The following is a 21,821-nucleotide window of genomic DNA, read 5'->3' on the forward strand; positions in this document are numbered from 1 at the left end:
TCAGTTTTTAAAGATCCCTTTATTTGGAAACACATTTCGTCTTTAGCAGTAGGCAATTTATCATTTTTCATTCTTTAATGCCCTCCACTGATTTGATATTTATTTCAAAATTGTGGAGGGCAACATTATATGCACTATTTACACACTATTTATGTGTTATTTATGCACAAATTTTTATTTTGCTATGCGCTATGTTTCAGCAACATAGATTTAATATGACCAATCGCTTTTGTCGGATTCAATCCCTTAGGGCATACGTTGACGCAATTCATAATTCCGTGGCAACGGAAAACACTGAATGCATCATTCAGATTATCCAATCGTGAACTTGTTTCAGTATCACGGCTATCAATCAGGAAACGGTATGCCGCTAAAAGACCCGCTGGACCGATAAATTTATCCGGATTCCACCAGAATGATGGGCAAGACGTTGAGCAACAAGCACATAAGATACATTCATACAAACCATCCAGCTTTTCACGCTGCACTGGTGATTGCAGGTGCTCACGTGCGGGTGGATTTTTACCATCATTAATCAGATAAGGACGGATTTTTTCATATTGCGTGTAGAACTGCCCCATATCAACAACCAGATCACGAACCACTGGCAAACCAGGCAATGGACGAATAACAATTTTCTTATTGCCACGACGCAACGCTGAAATGGGTGTAACACATGCCAAACCGTTTTTACCATTCATATTCACGCCATCAGAGCCACAAACACCCTCACGGCAAGAGCGGCGGAATGACAAGGTTGGATCTTGCTCTTTTAGCTGGATGAGCGCATCCAGCAACATCATGTCACGCCCTTCCTCTGCTTCCAGTGTGTAATCCTGCATACGAGGTACATCATCGACATCTGGATTATAACGATAAATTGAAAATTCAAGTTTCATAATCTATTTCTCCGCAACTGGAACATCAGCAATGCAATTAGTAAGAACGCACTTTCGGCGGGAAAGCTTCACGCAACGTTGGCTGCATATTCACTTCACGACGAGTCATGCTCTCAGTTTGCGGTAAGTACAGGCTATGGCACAGCCAATTAGCATCATCACGCTCTGGATAGTCAAAGCGGCTATGGGCACCACGACTTTCTGTACGGAAGTTTGCAGAAACCGCAGTTGAATAAGCCGTTTCCATCAGGTTATCCAATTCCAGACATTCGATGCGTTGAGTATTGAATTCCGATGAAGTATCATCCAGACGAGCATTTTTCAGACGTTCGCGGATCACTTTCAGCTCTTCCAATCCTCTTGCCATCGCATCACCTTCACGGAATACCGAGAAATTATGCTGCATACAAGCTTGCAATGCTTTGCGGATTTCCACTGGATCTTCACCTGAACGGGTATTATTCCAACGGTTCAAACGTTGAAGTGCTGCGTCGACATCAGATTCGCTGGCATCACGGCTAGTACCTTGTTCCATAAGACATTCTTTCAGATGCAGACCCGCAGAACGACCAAATACCACCAGATCAAGTAGTGAGTTACCACCCAGACGGTTTGCGCCGTGAACAGATACGCAAGCAATTTCACCCACGGCAAACAACCCAGGGAGCACCACATCTTCGCCTTTCTCATTTACTGCCAGCGCCTGACCCGTAATCTTAGTTGGAATACCCCCCATCATATAGTGACAGGTTGGGATAACAGGGATCGGCTCTTTTACCGGATCGACGTGAGCGAAAGTACGGGATAATTCAAGGATACCTGGCAGGCGAGATTCCAATACTTCTTTACCCAGATGATCCAGTTTCAGTTTGACGTGCGGACCCCATGGGCCTTCGCAGCCGCGGCCTTCACGGATTTCGATCATCATAGAACGTGCGACCACATCACGACCAGCAAGGTCTTTAGCATTTGGTGCATAACGCTCCATAAAGCGTTCACCATCTTTATTCAGCAGGTAACCACCTTCACCACGACAGCCTTCTGTAACCAGAACACCTGCGCCAGCAATACCCGTTGGGTGGAATTGCCACATTTCCATATCCTGAACAGGAACACCTGCACGCAATGCCATTCCCACGCCATCACCGGTATTGATATGTGCATTCGTTGTGGATTGGAAAATACGGCCAGCACCACCCGTTGCCAGAATAGTCGCCTTAGCTTTAAAATAGACCACTTCACCGGTTTCAATGCAAATAGCGGTACAACCGACAATGGCGCCATCCTGATTCTTCACCAGATCCAACGAGTACCATTCAGAGAAAATAGTCGTGTGATTTTTTAAATTCTGCTGATACAGAGTATGCAATAGAGCGTGACCAGTTCGGTCAGCAGCGGCAGCAGTACGAGCGGCCTGCTCACCACCAAAATTTCTGGATTGCCCACCAAATGGACGTTGGTAAATACGGCCATCATCCAGACGGGAGAATGGCAGCCCCATGTGTTCCAGTTCCAAAATAGCTTCTGGGCCAGTCTTACACATATATTCAATGGCATCCTGGTCACCAATATAATCGGAGCCTTTCACCGTATCATACATGTGCCATTCCCAGTTATCTTCATGGGAATTGCCCAACGCAACAGTGATCCCTCCCTGTGCCGAAACAGTGTGGGAACGAGTTGGAAATACCTTGGAAATCAAAGCACAGGATAAACCCATTTGTGAAATTTGCAGTGCAGCACGCATACCTGCGCCACCAGCACCAATAACAACAGCGTCAAACTCTCTTACTGGCAGTTTCATTTATGCACCCCACACAACAATTGTTCCGTAAATCAAATAAGTTAACAGCGCTACAATAATCACCAGTTGCAAAACCAGACGCAGTACGAGTGGCTTGACATAATCTGTCAGTACCTGCCACATTCCAATCCATGCATGAACCAGAATAGAAAACAGAGTCAATATGGTGAACACTTTAGTGAGGGATGAAGAAAAGAAACCACGCCAAACTTCATAAGTAATATCCGACGTTGTTGCGACAAAACCAACGAGATAAAGGACATACAAAACAATAATAATTGCGGATGCGCGCAATAGCAGCCAATCCTGAATACCTGTACGACCCAAAGCGGATGCGTTGCTTACCATAATAATACCCCAGCCAGAATAGACAGAATAACCGCGATTGCTATTGCTACTTTGGCAGATGCGCTACCGGTAGCGAGATTTTCTTCCAGGAAACCAAAATCCATCAACACATGGCGAATGCCTCCACAGATGTGGTAAGCCAGCGCCGTCAATATCCCCCACAGGATAAATTTGGCGAAGAAGCCAGTCATGATTTCAGATGCTTGCAGGAAGCCCTCTTGCGAAGACAGAGACATCCCTAGTAACCACAGTAGAATGCCAACTGCGATAAAGGTGATGACGCCTGAGATACGGTGCAAGATCGATGCTATCGCGGAGACGGGTTGGTTAATCGTCCGCAGATCAAGGTTGACAGGTCTTTGTTTTTTCACAATTTTGCCCACAAAGCTTTTTTTATTTTCCATCCTCCGGTCCTGGGCGGGAATCAGACAGCGCGAAGAGGATACAAAGACACAACATAATTAACTTAAACAATCCCTACTGTTCATCAAAAGTTGTGATTTGGTTACGCTGGGTGCTCCTACATCAGGATAATCCGGAGACCTCCCAGAAGTATAAGTACTTCACATTGTTATTACAATTGCCACACAATATGATTATTAACATTTAGCTTGAACAGTGAGAAAGATCACGCTTCAAACATTTTTCATAAAATTAACAATCTTATTTGACAAAGATTAAACATTTATCTTACATATATGTCGTTATATATTATTTGCCATCATTTTATGATGCAAAATTAATCTTAACGAAAAATAAAAGTTATGCAAAAGTATCATATAAGCACAAAATGATAACATTTTATGTCAATAATACTTTAAACATAACTTCCAAAAACTTTTTAACAACCTGAAAACCATTGTCGTCCGTAATGAGATTTCAGCGTTAAATGTGATACCAGCCTGATTTTAAATTCTCTCCGGTAGCACAATGCTTTCGGCACAGTATAAATTGCGCCTATCTGGTTGTTAGGGGTTATAAAAATAAGCGCTAAGGAGATATAAATGGCTGATAAAAAGGCTACGTTGAACATAAATGGTTCAGCTGCTATCGAACTAGACGTACTAACGCCAACCCTAGGTCCTGAAGTGATTGACGTTCGTACCCTCGGCTCAAAAGGCTTCTATACTTATGATCCAGGTTTTACTTCCACTGCTTCCTGTGAGTCGAAAATCACCTATATTGATGGCAATGAAGGCATTTTGCTACACCGTGGTTTTCCCATCGATCAGCTTGCAACGGAATCGACCTATCTGGAAGTCTGTTACATTCTGCTATATGGCGAACCACCCACTCCCGAAGAATACGAAAAATTTAAAACTACGGTGACTCGCCATACTATGATCCACGAACAGATCACTCGTCTGTTCCACGGTTTCCGCCGTGACTCCCATCCAATGGCCGTACTTTGTGGTGTTACAGGCGCACTGGCTGCCTTCTATCATGATGCCCTGGATGTCCATAATCCTCGTCACCGTGAAATCACTGCTTACCGTCTACTGTCCAAAATGCCAACTGTTGCGGCAATGTGTTACAAATATTCCCTTGGGCAACCTTTCGTTTATCCACGCAACGATCTGTCTTATGCTGCTAACTTCCTGTACATGATGTTCTCAACACCGTGTGAAGAGTATAAGGTTAATCCAGTATTAGAACGCGCCATGGATCGCATTCTCATTCTGCATGCAGATCATGAGCAAAATGCTTCAACTTCAACAGTACGTACTGCGGGCTCTTCTGGTGCCAACCCATTTGCTTGTATTGCTGCGGGTATTGCATCCCTCTGGGGACCAGCACATGGTGGAGCAAATGAAGCCTGCTTGCGGATGCTGGAGGAGATCCAAACTGTCGAACACATTCCTGAATTCATCGCTCGCGCCAAAGACAAAAATGACTCTTTCCGCCTAATGGGCTTTGGTCACCGTGTTTACAAAAACTATGATCCTCGCGCGACAGTGATGCGTGAAACCTGCCATGAAGTGCTAAATGAGCTTGGTCTGAATGACAGTCTGCTGGAAGTGGCCATGGAGTTAGAACGCATTGCCTTGCATGACCCATACTTCATTGAGAAAAAATTGTATCCAAACGTCGACTTCTATTCAGGCATTATCCTGAAAGCCATGGGTATTCCGTCAACCATGTTCACCGTGATTTTCGCTATGGCCCGTACTATTGGCTGGATTGCACACTGGAATGAAATGCACGATGAAGGCTTGAAGATCGCACGTCCACGGCAGCTTTATACTGGTCACACGAAACGCGATTTCAAGAGCCAGTTGGAAAAGTAATTTGATCAATAACACTATTCATATTCTGGCACATGTTGAATAGTGTATTTCTGCACCTCTTATGCCAGTTTTTATTCTGAGATTAGGGGTGTATTTTTGCTTTATCTCTCTGAGCCAGCCATATATTCCTTTGGCGGTTTCCCCATGATTTTGCGAAAAAATGTCACAAATGCACTATCGTTGGCAAAACCGAGTTCCTGTGCAACATAGGATAACGTTTTATTCTGCGCCAATAACTCTATCGCCTTTACCAATCGCCATTGTTGCCGCCACTGTTGATAGTTCATTCCTGTTTCACGTTGAAATATCCGGGTAATGGTTTTCTCACTGGCACCAATATAAGTAGCCAGTCTGTGTAATGGTGATGGCAACTGATCAAATGGCAAATGTGTTAACCGCCGATCAGACGGCAGCGGCAATAAGGTTGGTTCCCTACGCGCCTCGCGAATTTCATCAAAAAATAATGCCAACAAATTTGCTCCTTTTCCCTGCTCCCAATCAGAGTCAAAAGAAGACACTGCGATACGCTCTAAAAGAGCCTGTAATAGTGGTGTGGCTTCCAATACTTCACTTTGTGTCGAAAGTAACTCCAATTCATGAGATTTCAAGTAATTAGAATTTAAATAAATAGAACGGTAACCTACTGAGCCACGCATTTCTGCCCGATGCCGTGTCTTTGGAGGGAGCCATGCCACTCTGGTTGGAGGCAGAACAGAAATCTGGTTTGCCAATGTGATCTTGATACAGCCCCGCTGGGTAAACAATAATTGCCCCATATCATGTTGATGAAAGCCAGAATCGTGTTGCCCCATCTCTGCTGCGATCCCTATCACAGGCATATCCAAGCTATCAGGATCAAAATAATCACTTTGTTGCAACCATGCCATGCTCATTCCTACTGATTTAATGTCCGATTAAATAAACAAATAGTCTTTATTATCATAAAAAGACAAAAATTATAATGCTAATCTTTCAAGTCATTACTTATCAGCAAAAGAAAAAAATCATGCAAACTAAACCATCACTTTGGCTTGCTATTGCCTTGATGATGTTCCCGCAGATCGTAGAAACCATCTATAGTCCCGCATTAACCAATATTGCCGCTGGATTTTCCGTCAACCCAGAGCAAGCTGCTCAAACATTATCACTCTATTTTTTTGCTTTTGCCCTTGGTGTTGTCGTATGGGGACGTATGTGTGATGTCATTGGCAGACGCCCAACTATTATTGCTGGTCTATCACTCTATGGCCTCGCTTCCCTGCTGGCATTATTGACACCACAATTTTGGTTATTACTCGTTGCCCGAATGCTGTCTGCTTTCGGGGCCGCAGTTGGCTCTGTCGGCACACAAACCATTATGCGTGATACTTATCGTGGGGAAGAGTTAGCACGTGTCTTTTCTGTCATGGGAATTGCCTTAGCAATCAGCCCTGCCATTGGCATGCTCAGTGGTTCAACATTGAACTATTTTGCTGGCTATAAAGCAGTCTTTGCTGGGTTAATTATTCTGGCGATTATCCTGATCTATTGGTCTATTGCCCGATTACCAGAAACCAGGCCGACTGACGTAACAAAAGTGGCTTTATTCAGCACAGTAATTATGATGCTTAAAGATATTTCAATTTGGCGAAATGCGTTTTTGATCGCATTTTTCAATATTTGTTTATTCAGCTATTACCAATTAGCGCCATTTCGTTTCCAACAATTTGGGTTATCACAGAAAATATTTGGTTATACTGGCTTGTTATTAACTTTCGGCGTTGTATTAGGCTCGCTATTAAACAAATATCTATTAAAGCAACAATGGATATCAACCCAATTAGTTGCCCTTGCCTCATTAATCAGTTTATTCAGTGGGATCGGTGTATACCTGCTCGAAAATAGCTGGCTCTTTATTTTTCCGATATTGGGAATAGTTATCGCTTATGGGCTGGCGATCCCGAATATTTTAGCTTCTGCATTGACCAACTATTCAGATAGGCTAGGTACAGCCGGTGCTTTACTTGGGTTATTTTACTATTTGCTGCTGGGACTTGGTTTGGCATTGGCAGGCTGGAGTCAGGCATTAGGCAGCGTATTAATATGTTGTGGGATCGCAATGATTGTTTTATCTCTCTTGCAAGATAAAAAGCCCCAACTCCCAAAATGGAAATAAAATCCAGGGGCTATATAGATTAGCTAAAAAATCAAGCCGGATTGGGAATATCGATAAAAGTCACATCCAATCCATAATTATTTGCCAGCCATTCACCGAGCGTTTTGATGCCATAGCGCTCTGTCGCATGGTGCCCTGCCGCAAAAAAATGCAGTCCCATTTCACGGGCAACATGGATCGTTTTTTCTGATACCTCTCCTGTCACAAAGGCATCAACACCAAACTCTGCCGCCTGTTCAATAAAACTTTGACCACCGCCTGTACACCATGCCAGTGTGCGGATCTCTTCTGGTGCATTATCACCACAATGCAGTATCTTTCTCTCCAGGCTTTTTTCAAGACGTTCAATCAATTCTGTCGGTGTAATAGGCTGATCAAAAGCACCATGAGGAAGAAGAGTATCAATCTCGCCGATAACCTTTGCTCCCATCTGACGCGCCAATTGGATATTGTTACCCAAAGCAGGATGGGCATCTAACGGAAGATGATAGCCATACAGGTTGATATCATTGCAAAGCAGTGTTTGCAAACGGCGACGCTTCATGCCACGGATAACAGGATATTCATTCTTCCAAAAGTATCCATGATGAACGATGACAGCATCCGCCTCAAGGCGAACAGCTTCATCCAACAGTGCCTGACAGGCTGTCACGCCTGTAATTACCCGTTGAACATGAGGGCGGCCTTCCACCTGTAATCCATTGGGAGCGTAATCTTGAAATTCGCGGATCTTCAATTCCGTATTGAGCACATGCTCCAATTCAACATTGTTCATCACATTCCCCTTGTCACTTAGCATTTTCTTCATCATAAAATACATACCTGCCATGGATTAAGTCAAAATAGATTAGTTATAAATCCAATATAAAACAAAACACCTTGCCAGCATAAACCGACAAGGTGCCAAGATACTATATGCAAGATACTACAGTTCAAGATGTTATATTCAAAATGCCCGGTTAGGCTCTCAGTCATAATGCTATTTTAGCGATTCCGTGTCTCTAAAGTCATTTCTAAACATTCCAGCCATACTGGCTTATCACTGGTTTTTCGCCATACTTTATACAGATAGCTATAAAAGCGGGCACGATCACGACGAAACAGCATAATAGGAAGCGCAATGGCACCCAGTGATATAGCGCCAATACGCCGCAAGAGAATCTGATGCCAAGAGTATGCACGATATATAGACATTGATACCCCCTCATGGGCTTAACCTGTAATATGCATAAAATTTTATCTGATAAAATGAAAATTTACTACTCATCCGACCACTTTTTTAGTGATATAAATCACCTTTTTTCTCTGATTGCGTAATTTAATTACAAAATCACACTTAAACAGAAACAAAACAAACAAATTGAAAACAAAAAATTAACTCGACATGGTTTGCTACACTTGCCTTATGATGCTTTGTCGATGAATTCCACAGATCACTTATACTTTTTTTACGTTTTCAGGAACCCTTTTAATAATTTCTTTGTATGGTATTTCTATGCTGTAACTGACTATTTCTTGAAGAAATAAGCAAGGAGATACACCACCATGAATATCTTCCTGATCCTTGGCATTTTTCTGGTGACGCTATTACTGGGCTATCTCATTTATGCGTTATTGAATGCGGAGGATTTCTAAATGGCAATATCCGCTTTTTTACTGATTGCCAGTTTCCTGCTCATACTATTTCTATTGGGTAAACCGCTTGGTATCCTGATTGCCAGGCTCGTCGAAGGAGAACTACCTCGCTGGCTGATAAAAACAGAAACCATCCTGTGGCGTTGTTGTGGCCTGAAGAAACCTGGTAGTAATGTCAAAGAAATGAACTGGTGGCAGTATGCTCTCGCCATCCTCATATTCAACATAGCCGGACTATTACTACTGTTTATGCTGCTGATCAACCAAGGTCATCTGCCACTGAATCCACAACATTTTGTTGGCATGAGATGGGATCTGGCCCTTAATACCACGATCAGTTTTATCACTAATACCAATTGGCAAGCTTATAGCGGAGAAAATACCCTCAGTTACCTGAGCCAAATGGCCGGATTGACTGTTCAAAATTTTCTGTCTGCGGCAACGGGAATTGCTGTGGCTTTTGCCTTAATGCGGGCGTTTTCCCGTCAAGGCACTAAAACAGTGGGAAATGCGTGGATCGACATCACACGCATCACTGTATATCTCTTGCTGCCGCTTGCGATTATTGTGGCCTTATTCTTTGTCAGTCAGGGCGTTATCCAAAACTTTTCTCCCTATGTCCTCATCCACTCTCTTGAGGGGCAACAACAATTGCTGCCTATGGGACCAGTCGCTTCCCAAGAAGCTATAAAACTTTTGGGCACTAATGGTGGAGGATTTTTTGGGGCAAACTCAGCCCATCCATTTGAAAACCCAACTTCACTTAGTAACTTTGTCCAGATCCTGGCCATTTTCCTGATCCCTTGTGCATTATGTTTCGCATTCGGTCTGGTTGTTGGCGACAATCGACAGGGATATACCCTGCTCTGGGCAATGAGCATTATTTTCATTATTGCTACCAGCGTTGTGATGTATGCCGAAACCGCAGGCAATGCCCAGCTCATACATCCCAATATCGGTAACCACTTTAATATGGAAGGCAAAGAAGCCCGCTTTGGTATCCTTGCCTCTTCTCTCTATAGCGTTGTGACGACAGCCGCTTCCTGTGGTGCCGTAAATGCGATGCATGACTCCTTTACTGCACTGGGTGGCATGATACCGCTCTGGTTGATGCAAATTGGGGAAGTCATATTCGGTGGGGCAGGTTCTGGCCTTTATGGCATATTACTGTTCGTTCTGCTTGCTGTATTTATTGCGGGCTTAATGATTGGCCGCGCACCAGAATACTTAGGCAAAAAAATCGATGTCTATGACATGAAAATGGTCGCATTGGCGATTTTAATCACTCCTTCGCTTGTTTTATTGGGCACCGCTCTAGCAATTTCAATCGACGTAGGTCGCAGTGCTATTGCAAATCCCGGCGCTCATGGCTTCACCGAAGTGCTTTATGCTTTCTCATCCGCAGCCAACAACAACGGCAGTGCTTTTGCCGGACTCAACGCCAACAATGTCTTTTACAACCTATTGTTGGGCGTCATCATGTTTCTTGGGCGCTTTGGTCTCATTCTGCCTGTTCTGGCAATCGCAGGTTCCATGGTTAACAAAAAACGCCAGCCGATTAGCAGTGGCACTTTACCGACCCACGGCTCGCTCTTCATCGGATTATTAATTCTGGTCATTTTACTAATTGGTGCCCTTACGTTTATTCCTTCCCTGGCTCTAGGCCCTATCGCAGAACACCTACAACTTTGGCCGTGAGAATGTGAGATAACGTATGAAAAATAAACAACAAGTATTATTTGAACCGACTTTAATTCGTCATGCATTTATCGATTCGTTAAAAAAATGCCATCCGGCTCAACAATGGCGCAATCCGGTCATGTTCGTGGTTTATGTGGGAAGTTGCCTGACCACTATCTTATGGATCGGTATATTAGTAGGACAATTAACGGGCAGCACGCTCTTTACCGGTGCCATTGCTCTCTGGCTATGGTTTACCGTACTGTTTGCCAATTTTGCAGAAGCGCTGGCTGAAGGACGCAGCAAAGCTCAAGCATCCAGCCTGAAAGGTGTAAAAAGAACTAATTGGGCGACCAAACTGACATCATCCAGCCGTGAGGCTACAAAAGAAAAAGTCACTTCTGACACTTTGCGCAAAGGTGATATTGTGCTAGTGGAAGCAGGAGAAATTATTCCTTGTGATGGAGAAGTCCTTGCAGGAGGAGCTTCCGTTGATGAAAGCGCTATTACAGGAGAATCTGCACCAGTTATCCGCGAATCCGGCGGCGATTTTTCTTCTGTCACTGGCGGTACGCGAGTTTTATCAGATTGGTTAATCATCGAATGCACAGTCAATCCGGGAGAAACCTTTTTAGACAGAATGATCTCAATGGTTGAAGGAGCTAAGCGACGTAAAACACCCAATGAAATAGCCCTCACCATTCTGCTCACTGCACTGACCATTATTTTCCTGCTGGTCTGTATAAGCTTGCTGCCTTTTTCCTTGTTCAGTGTCCAGGCTAACCAGTCTGGCGCACCTATTACACTTACGGTATTGATTGCCTTACTGGTTTGCCTAATCCCCACCACGATTGGTGGATTACTGTCAGCGATTGGCGTTGCGGGTATGAGCCGGATGTTGGGAGCCAATGTTATTGCCACCAGCGGGCGAGCCATTGAAGCCGCTGGGGATGTCGATGTTTTGCTACTCGATAAAACTGGCACTATCACGCTAGGTAATCGTCAGGCATCCCAATTTTTACCTGCACCAGATGTAACGGAACGGCAGTTGGCTGATGCTGCTCAACTCTCTTCCCTTGCAGATGAAACCCCTGAAGGGCGTAGTATCGTGATTTTGGCGAAACAACGTTTCAATATGCGTGAACGTGATCTTCGAGAATTAAAAGCGACATTTGTCCCCTTCTCTGCAATGACCCGCATGAGTGGCGTCAATATTGGTAATCGCATGATCCGCAAAGGTGCTGTCGATGCTATTCGCCGCCATATTGAAGCTAATCATAGCCATTTCCCAGATGTGATTGACCAATTGGTACAGCAAGTTGCGCATAAGGGAGAAACCCCCTTGGTTGTTGCTGAGAATCAGCAAGTCTTGGGAGTTGTTGCCTTAAAAGATATTGTGAAAGGCGGAATTAAAGAACGCTTCAGTGAAATGCGCAAAATGGGGATCAAGACTGTCATGATCACGGGTGACAATCACCTCACTGCTGCGGCAATTGCCGCCGAAGCGGGTGTTGATGACTTTCTGGCAGAAGCCACTCCCGAAGCGAAACTCGCTCTTATCCGCCAATATCAATCCGAAGGGCGCCTGGTTGCCATGACGGGTGATGGTACAAACGACGCACCCGCGCTGGCACAAGCAGATGTTGCCGTTGCCATGAATTCAGGCACACAAGCAGCGAAAGAGGCGGGCAATATGGTTGACCTGGACTCCAATCCCACCAAGTTGATCGAGGTTGTCCATATCGGCAAGCAGATGCTAATGACCCGCGGGGCTTTGACCACATTCAGTATTGCCAATGATATTGCTAAATATTTTGCCATCATTCCCGCCGCCTTTTCGGTCACATATCCACAACTTAATGTGTTGAACATCATGCATCTGCATTCTCCAGAATCTGCGGTACTGTCTGCGGTTATCTTCAATGCAATAATCATAATCTTTTTACTGCCATTGGCTCTAAAAGGTGTCAGTTATCGCCCAATGAATGCATTGTCACTCTTACGCCGGAATCTGTGGGTATATGGCCTTGGTGGCCTGCTGGTGCCTTTTGTGGGTATCAAGTTGATTGATATATTGCTCACTGCCTTAATGTTTAACTAACGATCTTTTCACTACAGCGTATTTAAAAATCGGGCTTCAAATAAGGTGATGAAAAATGATCTGGTTACGTTCTTCCATTGTTCTGCTGGTGTTTCTTAGCTTAGTCACGGGGATTGCCTATCCACTACTGGTGACGGGAATATCAGAATTTTTATTTCCCCATCAAGCTAAAGGCTCGCTAATAGAGCAGAATGGAAAATGGATTGGCTCTGAATTAATTGGTCAAAATTTTACCAAAGCCATCTATTTTCATGGGCGACCTTCTATGACAGCCGAAAAACCGTACAACACCCTGTCATCTGGAGGCAGTAATCTTGCTATAACCAACCCTGCATTGAGCAGTAAAATACACCAACACATTATCCAGGTACGTTTATTTAACTATCCCGAAAATTCTCCAATCCCTGTTGATTTAATCATGGCATCGGGTAGTGGGCTCGATCCCCATATATCCCCTGAAGCGGCTGAATTCCAGGCACAACGAGTGGCGATAGCCCGTCATATGCCACTTGCAATCATCCATAAGCTCATTGAGCAACATATTCAATATCCCCTGCTGGAATATATGGGGCAGCCCATAGTCAATGTACTGGAACTGAATCTGGCGTTGGATAATCTGAACCAAAAAGGCAGATTAAGATATGGAACAAAATGAACTACATCGCCCTGATCCTGATGAATTACTGACACTGGCAAACGAAAAACCACGTGGCAAACTAAAAATATTTTTTGGTGCTTGTGCGGGGGTCGGCAAAACGTATGCCATGCTGCAAGAAGCTCAACGACTGCTGGCGCAAGGGTTAGATGTCATTGTCGGTGTTGTTGAAACCCATGATCGACAAGAAACCGCAGCCCTACTGGAAGGGTTACCCCAATTACCCGCAAAATATTTCCGCCATAATGAACGCAGGATAGCGGCATTTGATATTGATGCCGCCCTTGCCCGCCATCCGGCCATTATTCTGATGGATGAACTGGCATTCAGTAACCCTAGAGGTTGCCGCCACCCGAAGCGCTGGCAAGATGTCGAAGAATTACTGGAAGCTGGCATTGATGTACTGACAACCATCAACGTGCAACATTTGGAAAGTTTGAATGATATTGTCGGCGGTATTACCGGTATTCGCGTACGGGAAACCGTTCCTGACCATATATTTGATCAGGCCGATGATGTGGTTCTGGTCGATCTTCCGCCTGATGATCTGCGTCAACGGCTCAATGACGGCAAGGTTTATATTTCAGGTCAGGCAGAGCGTGCCATTGAACATTTTTTCCGCAAAGGGAACCTGATTGCTCTGCGTGAATTGGCCCTGCGTCGCACAGCAGATCGCGTAGATGACCAAATGCGTGCTTTTCGTGATACTCGAGGAAAAGAACCCGTATGGCATACACAAGAGAATTTACTGCTGTGTATTGGCTACAACGCCGGCAATGAAAAACTGATTCGAAAAGCCGCTCGCCTGGCAGCAAAACTCAACTGTACCTGGCATGCTGTTTACGTTGAAACCCCCAAACTACATCGATTGCCAGAAGGTAAACGACGTACCATTTTGCAAGCCTTAAAGTTAGCACAAGATCTGGGCGCTGAAACCGCAACACTCTCCGATTCTGATGAAGAAAAAGCCATCCTGCGCTACGCCAGAGAACATAACTTGGGTAAAATCCTTATTGGCCGCTATTACAATTCACAGGTAAATTTTCTCGGCTTTAAATGGTATCGTGACTTTTCAGAGCGTCTGGGAAAACTCGGCCCTGATTTGGATTTGATTATTGTCGCGTTGGAAGATAAAAAACACGGAGACAAAGAGCCAAAAGATAACCGAACATTCAATGATAAATGGCGAGTCCCGATTCAGGGTTTTTTGATGGCTATTGTACTCTGTGCCCTGATTACCCTCTTTTCCCGAACCTTCTTACTGACCCTTGATAAAGCCAACCTGGTGGCGCTCTACCTGCTCGGTGTTGTCATCATCGCGCTGTTTTATGGTCGTTGGCCATCTGTCTTTGCTGCTTTTGTCAATGTCATCAGTTTTGATCTTTTCTTTGTCCAACCACGTTGGTCATTGGAAGTCAAAAACATACAATATCTGCTCACACTGGTTGTAATGCTGATTGTCGGGGCAGTTGTTGGAAACCTTACCGCAGGTATACGCTATCAAGCCAGAGTAGCCCGTTATCGCGAACAACGAACACGGCACTTATATGAAATAACTCGGACACTGAGCAAAGTTCTGAACGAAGAAGACGTAGCCCGTATCAGCTATCACTTTCTCTCCGATAGCTTTCAGGCAAAAACGGGTCTGCTGCTGCCAGATAGCAACCGACATTTATATCAAGTTAAATCCCATAATGGTGGTCAAATGCAGATCGATGAAGCGATCGCCAAATGGTGTTTTGAGAAAAAACAACCTGCGGGAGCTGGTACTGATACATTACCGGGTGTCCCTTATCAATTATTGCCTATCGCTACGCCCTCGCAGGTTTTTGCCGTTCTGGCTATTGAATCCCCTAACCAGCGCCAGTTACTAGTACCGGAACAACAGCGGCTATTACAAATCTTCACGGGACTCATTGCCAATGCGCTGGAACGCCTGCACCTTACCCGCAGTGCAGAATCTGCCAGGTTAGAAACTGAGCGGGAGCAGCTGCGTAATTCATTACTGGCAGCACTATCTCACGACTTACTTACTCCGTTGACCGTACTGTTCGGGCAGGCTGAAATACTGATGTTGGATTTATCGACAGAAAGTTCACCCCATACCCAACAAGTTAACCAAATTCGCCAACAAATTCTCAGCCTTTCGCGACTGGTCAATAACCTGCTTGATATGGCACGACTGCAATCAGGTGGCATTCAGCTTAATCTTGAATGGTATCCACTGGAAGACATTGTCGGCAATGCCTTGCACTCTCTGGAACATACCCTCAATCGCTATACTGTAGAACTTTCTTTACCTAATGATTTATTGCTGCACTGTGATGCCGCCTTACTGGAACGTGTTTTTATCAACCTGCTGGAAAATGCCATTGAATACACCAATGAACAAACTCCCTTGGGTATACAAGCCACAATAGAAAAAAAACAGATACATCTTGAAATTTGGGATGCAGGCACAGGAATTCCACAAAGGCAAGAAAAGCTTATTTTTGATAAGTTCTCACGCGCCAGCAAAGAAGCGACTATCCCTGGTGTCGGATTAGATTTGGCGATCTGTCGCTCCATTATTGAAATCCACGGTGGAAGAATATGGGTGGCTAACAATAAAAAAGGCGGGATCAGTTTTCATTTTCTTCTGCCGTTGGAAGAGCCACCAAAAATTGAAAATGCTCTCAATAAGATGTAAATAAAAATGAGTCCGCCCCAAAACTCAATTACTCAAATACCATACCTGATTTCGTTACTTCTTACGAACAGGCAAACCTGTTCCACGGATTCCTTCTTGTGGCAGAACCAACACGGCTGCTGACCATGCAGGCATGATTACCTCACCATTTTCTGTTATTTGTATTCCCGCCGCCAAAGATGCTTCGCCTAATTCACGTTGAATATCATTTAATTTCAGCCCTTCGACATTAAGCTCGTTGACAGTTACCGACCAAGGTGCAGCATTAATGACGACGACTAAACCATCAAACCGCCAATCACGATCACCCGACGTCATATTGCCATCATCAATCGTCATGACCAGTAAACCAAGTTGCTGATGAGAACCAACATTAACGAAATCAACACGCTGCTTGACAGCAACACCATCGCCAAGTGTCATCAGTGGTGAAAATTGACGTAAACGCAATAGCTCCTGATAAAACGTCATCATCTGTAATAATTCATTTTGGCCTGGTTTTTCCACCTGATTTTTCACCCGACTAATCAGTGGATAATTTTTGCCGTCATTATCACGTTCAGGTAGTCCCACGTCATAATTATTGTCTTTATAGTCATAGCTAACACGATTAAACCAATCGCCAGCATCATAAGAATCACGGGTAAATGATTTTGAACGCAATAATTCTGACCCTTGTTGATCAAAAGCCAAACCTTGCCCAAGGAATACCGTTGCAAGAGAGAGCGCCTGCATACGAACCCTCGTCACCAAATCCGCCTCTTGGGCAGCTTTGTAGCTAATAATATCCCACAATGTTTGATTGTCGTGCTTAGATACATAATTCAGTACTTCAATGGGATCTAATGCATAACCCGCAGCAGTACCCTTATAATCAATTTCCCTGCCTGTTTTTACCTCTCCATCTTTATCGATCATGACGAAATCCGCCAAATTACCAGCCATGCCAAGACGTACCAGATCCCATAAATGATGAACTTGATCTGTATCTAAGTCAGAAATTTCGTTGGGTAATATTTCGGCACCATTGCCTACTCCCTGATTACTGCGAATACTATCGGCAACATCAAAAGGCCCGCCACCACGTACCGCATCTCGTAACCGATCAGAGAAAGTCCCAATACCACTCCCTTTAAGATTAACTTGTGATGCGGTTTCAAACCGATCATCCTGCCCAGAATTCCAGCCCTCGCCGAAAAAGTAGATCGATGGGTTAATAGTTCGTACTTTTTCTAGTGCCGATATAATTTGCGCTTTGGGGTGATAACCCATTAAATCGAACCGAAATGCATCTATCTTATAATCTTTAACCCAGGTTACCAGTGAGTCTTCAATCAGTTTGGCAAACATACGGTGTTCAGGCGCAGTGTCAGCACAACAGGTATTATTTTCAACATTGCCTGTTATTTCATCTAAACGGTGGTAATACCAAGGCACGATCTTATCCAACACTGACGTTCGGGACGCAGAGCCTGCCGCATCGGTATGGTTATAGACAACATCCATGATCACATTCATACTCAATTGCTGTTTGATAGCCTGTATCATAGAACGAAACTCTTTTATGCGACTGGAACCTTCTGGATCAGTGGCATAAGAACCTTCCGGTACTGAATAGTGAAACGGATCGTAGCCCCAGTTATAGGAATCCGTCTTTGCCACCATCGTATTTAATTCTTGTACCTGCGGATTATTGATGTTGTCATCAAACCGCAATTGCTGCAAAACCTCCCGTACAGTCAATGAGCTATGGCAATAACCCGCAAAACGGCTATTTTTCACCATTGGATTGACCTGACATAGACGTTTAAAAGGGTGATCAAGATCAGCCACCTGATGGCTAAATTCATTAATGGAAGCGATATCAAACACAGGCAATAACTCTATATGAGTCATTCCCGCCTGACTCAATGCCTTAAGATGCTTGAACATATCGCTATTCTTGTCAGTCAGAGCCAGATATTTACCACGCCAGGCTGCTGGTATCGTGCTGTCTGCAACGGAAAGATCACGAATATGTGCTTCATAGATAGCCATGCTGGCAATATCCATTGGTGTATTTTGCGGGCGTGGCGTCAACAGGTTATCCCAGTTTTGTGGTTTTAAGGATGTATCATCCAAATTAACAATCTGGCTATATTCTGAATTAGTGGACAGACTATAAGAATAGGGATCGGTAACTTCATAACGTTCCACATTACGGGAAGATGGATGGTAGACTTTTAAGGCATAACGATAGTAAGCACCAATCAATTTCTTATCGCCTTGCCATGACCAAGAGCCACTCGCGGTATCGCGTTCCATTGTATAATTGGCGATAATTTGCTTATCTTGATTATAAAGAACCAAGTCCACCTCTTGGGCAGTTGGTGCCCATAAGCGGAAAATCACCCCCTTATCGTTTATCCGTGCCCCATATTCCAGCTTATCAGCAGCATCAGCGAAACGATCATCCAACACACCCGCCGTTTGTACTTGAGTTGCTGATATTAGCAAACCTTGCTCATTAGCAGCCAAAGCCACCAAATCTCCGGTCAGAAGAAGATCAATATCTGTTCCTTCTGGTAGACGGAATGCTGCCCATTTTGCCAGATGAGGAAATCTCCTCGCTGTTTCTTGATTTAAGTTTGTCGGTGTTAACGCCAGATACTTATCGGTAAAATAACCTTGGTCATTGGACTTTACCTTAGTGTCGTGATTGTAGTATAAGCGAACAATAGGCTGGCCTGCCCCACCTGACCATAATAATGTTTGTCGATCAACCCAATGTGCGGAAGCTTGAGAAATTTCTGACTCAGAATGACAACGGTAGATTTGTTCACTACCAGATATTTGCTTCAAACTAGGTGCCATCAGTTCCTCCTGGGTTTTGAGCGAATGATTTTTATTTTGTATACCGCTATCTTGTACGCAACTTGTCAGTGATAAAATGAATAAGCTGCCGAATACAATAAGATAAACCTTTCTCCAAAAGTCAGATTTCATAGTCAAACCTTTTTAATAGAAAGATCACATCAACTATTTTATTTTTAATAAAATGAAAATAATGATTAAACATTGTATTAGATAAGTTCACCTCATCCTTTATTAATAAATATCAGGAGGAGAATAAAGGATGAGTTACTTTCTGTGATGTTCATCATAAAAGGCATTTTGCAAAAAAACTTGGTCTGCTTTTTTGCATGGATTAATTTACAACTCTTTGGGCGATCTTTAATTAATGGTACTTTCACATAATTAAAAGTTGCAGCCATTCGAAGAATAAAGCGCATAAAAATTTTTAGCATTTTAATGGAATTCTATATATTCAGATCAACAAAATTAGCCTATGATTCACTCCTCTGATACAAACACGTTAATATCAAACACAGGATTAATTGAATATGAGTACATGGCTGATTTATGCCTTACTCTCCGCACTAACAGCAGCGCTGGTGGCTATCTTTGGAAAAATTGGGTTGCAAAATTTGGATGCCAATACGGCAACCGCTATTCGTGCTGTCATTATGGCACTGTTTCTGGTTGGCGTTGTCGCTGTGCAGGGAAAATTGACTCTTATCAGTGAAATTCTTGCCAATCGTAAGGCGCTGCTGTTTATCCTATTAAGTGGTCTTGCCGGAGCCCTCTCTTGGCTATTCTATTTTTTAGCGATCAAACATGGTAATGTTTCCCAGGTTGCTCCTATCGATAAATTGAGCGTGGTATTTGCCGTCGTTCTGGCGGTAATTCTATTTGGCGAGAAAATTTCTCTGGTGACTTCCGCTGGCGTCGTACTGATTGCCATAGGCGCTTTGATGGTTGCTTTGGGATAAAAGCAAAGAAGCCGCAGCAACTGCTACGGCTTGTGTTTTTCCAGCCAGAAATAGAAACCAATCAACCCGCAGCAAATACCTGATTGACGATTTCCTGTGCCTCTTGTTCAATTTTTTCACGATGCTCCGCACCAAGGAAGCTTTCGCAATAGATTTTATAGGCCTCTTCCGTACCAGAAGGACGGGCAGCAAACCAACCATTGTCACTCATCACTTTCAAGCCACCAATGGAAGCACCATTGCCCGATGCAGTGGTCAAACGGGCAGTAATCGGGTCACCTGCCAATATGTCGGCCTTGACCATTTCCGGTGATAATTTAGACAGCAATGCTTTTTGCTGATGAGTCGCTGGAGCCTGAATACGGCTATAGCTTGGTGTGCCAAATCTGGCCGCCAATTTATCGTAACGTTGCTGTGGATTTTCACCAGTCATTGCGGTCATTTCAGCAGCCAACAAGCAAAGAATGATACCATCTTTATCGGTTGACCACGGAGTGCCATCAAAGCGCAAGAAAGATGCTCCGGCACTTTCTTCTCCACCAAAGCCCAACTGGCCTTTATATAATCCATCCACAAACCATTTAAAACCGACGGGAACTTCTACTAATTCCCGTCCCAGATCGGCTACAACACGATCAATCATGGCGCTGGAAACCAGTGTCTTACCCACTGCGATATTTTTCGGCCATTGTGGACGATGACGGAATAGATAATCGACAGCCGTTGCTAAGTAATGGTTGGGATTCATCAAACCAGCCGGTGTAATAATCCCATGACGGTCATAATCAGGATCATTGGCGAAGGCTAAATCAAATTTACCACGCAGCTCCAGTAACCCCGCCATCGCCCAACGGGATGAACAATCCATACGGATCACGCCATCATGATCCAATGTCATAAAACGGAATGTCTGATCGACCTTATCATTAACCAGTGTCAGATCGAGATTGTAATATTCCCCAATCCGCTGCCAATAGGCGATCCCTGAGCCGCCCAGTGGATCAATACCAATCTTTAAACCTGCCTGTTGGATCGCCGCCATATCCACAACTTCACCCAGAGCAGTGACATAAGGATCGATCAAATCCTGGGCATGCAGATATTCACTTTTTAATACCTGTTCATAAGGCAGGCGCTTGATCCCATTGAGACCAACGGCCAATAATTCATTTGCACGTTGTTCAATGATTGCCGTCAAATCGGTATCGGCGGGTCCGCCGTTAGGCGGATTATATTTAATACCACCGTCTTCTGGCGGGTTGTGGGATGGCGTAATCACGATACCATCAGCCGAACTTTTTCCCTGACGGTTATGGCATAAGATGGTATGAGAAATGGCAGGAGTCGGTGTAAACCCATTATTTTCCTGCACAATTACATCCACACCATTTGCCGTTAACACCTCCAATACGGAGATAAATGCCGCTTCTGAAAGTGCATGGGTATCTTTGCCCACATAACATGGTCCAGTAATCCCATGTTGCGAACGAACTTCCACAATCGCCTGCGAAATAGCCAGAATATGCGCTTCGTTAAAACTACTACGCCCAGAACTGCCACGATGGCCAGAAGTACCAAATTTGACCTTATGTGCTGGATTTTCAGGATGTGGTTGTAAGGTGTAATACTGTGAAGTGAGCTGAGCAATATTGATTAAATCATGCTGCTGGGCGAGCTGCCCTGCCCTTGGATGAATTGCCACTTTATTATTTCTCCTGGGAAACCGCACTGACTTATCGCCAGCGCAGTACTAAT

17 protein-coding genes are annotated in these 21,821 nt (G+C 44.1%); 8 read left to right on the plus strand and 9 right to left on the minus strand.

Annotated elements, in window-relative coordinates:
- Positions 1-182: 182 nt before the first annotated feature.
- Genes Xets_RS02430 through sdhC form a run of 4 tightly spaced genes read right to left on the minus strand, consistent with a single transcriptional unit; the run spans position 183 to position 3,434 of the window.
- Positions 183-899: a succinate dehydrogenase iron-sulfur subunit gene (locus tag Xets_RS02430; RefSeq protein WP_099131142.1), complete on the minus strand. Its 717-nt coding sequence runs from the start codon at positions 897-899 to the stop codon at positions 183-185.
- Positions 900-936: 37 nt separating this feature from the next.
- The gene (sdhA, locus tag Xets_RS02435) at positions 937-2,703 is read right to left on the minus strand and encodes a succinate dehydrogenase flavoprotein subunit (protein WP_099131141.1); all 1,767 of its coding nucleotides are present in this window, start codon (positions 2,701-2,703) and stop codon (positions 937-939) included.
- The gene (gene sdhD, locus Xets_RS02440) at positions 2,704-3,051 is read right to left on the minus strand and encodes a succinate dehydrogenase membrane anchor subunit (RefSeq protein WP_099131140.1); all 348 of its coding nucleotides are present in this window, start codon (positions 3,049-3,051) and stop codon (positions 2,704-2,706) included.
- Positions 3,045-3,434 carry a succinate dehydrogenase cytochrome b556 subunit gene (gene sdhC / locus Xets_RS02445; RefSeq protein ID WP_074022583.1) on the minus strand — a complete coding sequence of 130 codons (390 nt, stop codon included), beginning with the start codon at positions 3,432-3,434 and terminating at the stop codon, positions 3,045-3,047. Before sdhC ends, sdhD begins: the two co-directional genes overlap by 7 nt.
- Positions 3,435-4,055: 621 nt before the next feature.
- On the opposite strand from sdhC, the gene Xets_RS02450 reads away from it, so the two are divergent.
- Complete coding sequence (locus Xets_RS02450) at positions 4,056-5,339, plus strand: citrate synthase (protein ID WP_099131139.1); 1,284 nt, start codon at positions 4,056-4,058, stop codon at positions 5,337-5,339.
- A 101-nt stretch (positions 5,340-5,440) separates the two neighbouring features.
- Here Xets_RS02450 and Xets_RS02455 read toward each other — a convergent pair whose 3' ends face one another.
- A complete protein-coding gene (locus tag Xets_RS02455) occupies positions 5,441-6,226 on the minus strand; it encodes a helix-turn-helix transcriptional regulator (RefSeq protein WP_099131138.1) in 786 nt (261 codons plus the stop codon).
- Between the two features lie 119 nt (positions 6,227-6,345).
- On the opposite strand from Xets_RS02455, the gene Xets_RS02460 reads away from it, so the two are divergent.
- Positions 6,346-7,494, plus strand: coding sequence for an MFS transporter (locus Xets_RS02460; protein WP_099131137.1), 1,149 nt, complete (start codon positions 6,346-6,348; stop codon positions 7,492-7,494).
- Between the two features lie 31 nt (positions 7,495-7,525).
- On the opposite strand, the gene Xets_RS02465 is transcribed toward Xets_RS02460, so the two are convergent.
- Together Xets_RS02465 and Xets_RS02470 are read right to left on the minus strand one after the other, a co-directional pair.
- Positions 7,526-8,269 (minus strand): type 2 GTP cyclohydrolase I, encoded by a 744-nt coding sequence (locus tag Xets_RS02465; RefSeq protein WP_187651140.1) that lies wholly within the window; start codon positions 8,267-8,269, stop codon positions 7,526-7,528.
- A 209-nt stretch (positions 8,270-8,478) separates the two neighbouring features.
- Positions 8,479-8,688 carry a YbfA family protein gene (locus Xets_RS02470; protein WP_187651111.1) on the minus strand — a complete coding sequence of 70 codons (210 nt, stop codon included), beginning with the start codon at positions 8,686-8,688 and terminating at the stop codon, positions 8,479-8,481.
- A 351-nt stretch (positions 8,689-9,039) separates the two neighbouring features.
- On the opposite strand from Xets_RS02470, the gene kdpF reads away from it, so the two are divergent.
- The 5 genes from kdpF to kdpD are packed head-to-tail and all read left to right on the plus strand — an operon-like array spanning position 9,040 to position 16,254.
- Positions 9,040-9,129 (plus strand): K(+)-transporting ATPase subunit F, encoded by a 90-nt coding sequence (gene kdpF, locus Xets_RS02475; RefSeq protein WP_065814091.1) that lies wholly within the window; start codon positions 9,040-9,042, stop codon positions 9,127-9,129.
- Positions 9,130-10,827, plus strand: coding sequence for a potassium-transporting ATPase subunit KdpA (gene kdpA, locus Xets_RS02480; RefSeq protein ID WP_099131134.1), 1,698 nt, complete (start codon positions 9,130-9,132; stop codon positions 10,825-10,827).
- Positions 10,828-10,843: 16 nt separating this feature from the next.
- Positions 10,844-12,910, plus strand: coding sequence for a potassium-transporting ATPase subunit KdpB (kdpB, locus tag Xets_RS02485; protein ID WP_187651112.1), 2,067 nt, complete (start codon positions 10,844-10,846; stop codon positions 12,908-12,910).
- Positions 12,911-12,965: 55 nt separating this feature from the next.
- Positions 12,966-13,565 carry a potassium-transporting ATPase subunit KdpC gene (gene kdpC, locus Xets_RS02490; RefSeq protein WP_099131132.1) on the plus strand — a complete coding sequence of 200 codons (600 nt, stop codon included), beginning with the start codon at positions 12,966-12,968 and terminating at the stop codon, positions 13,563-13,565.
- Positions 13,552-16,254 carry a two-component system sensor histidine kinase KdpD gene (gene kdpD, locus Xets_RS02495; RefSeq protein WP_187651113.1) on the plus strand — a complete coding sequence of 901 codons (2,703 nt, stop codon included), beginning with the start codon at positions 13,552-13,554 and terminating at the stop codon, positions 16,252-16,254. The genes kdpC and kdpD overlap by 14 nt, the downstream gene beginning before the upstream one ends.
- A gap of 54 nt (positions 16,255-16,308) precedes the next feature.
- Here the strand turns inward: kdpD and pulA are convergent, their stop codons facing one another.
- Positions 16,309-19,107 (minus strand): pullulanase-type alpha-1,6-glucosidase, encoded by a 2,799-nt coding sequence (gene pulA, locus Xets_RS02500; RefSeq protein WP_255430553.1) that lies wholly within the window; start codon positions 19,105-19,107, stop codon positions 16,309-16,311.
- A gap of 530 nt (positions 19,108-19,637) precedes the next feature.
- Here pulA and Xets_RS02505 point away from each other — a divergent pair.
- Positions 19,638-20,066: an EamA family transporter gene (locus tag Xets_RS02505; RefSeq protein WP_099131129.1), complete on the plus strand. Its 429-nt coding sequence runs from the start codon at positions 19,638-19,640 to the stop codon at positions 20,064-20,066.
- Positions 20,067-20,127: 61 nt separating this feature from the next.
- Here Xets_RS02505 and pgm read toward each other — a convergent pair whose 3' ends face one another.
- Entirely contained in the window at positions 20,128-21,768 is a 1,641-nt protein-coding gene (gene pgm / locus Xets_RS02510; protein WP_099131128.1) for a phosphoglucomutase (alpha-D-glucose-1,6-bisphosphate-dependent), read from the minus strand.
- Positions 21,769-21,821: the final 53 nt, after the last annotated feature.

This window comes from Xenorhabdus sp. TS4, from assembly GCF_014467265.1.
GTDB lineage: Bacteria > Pseudomonadota > Gammaproteobacteria > Enterobacterales > Enterobacteriaceae > Xenorhabdus > Xenorhabdus ehlersii.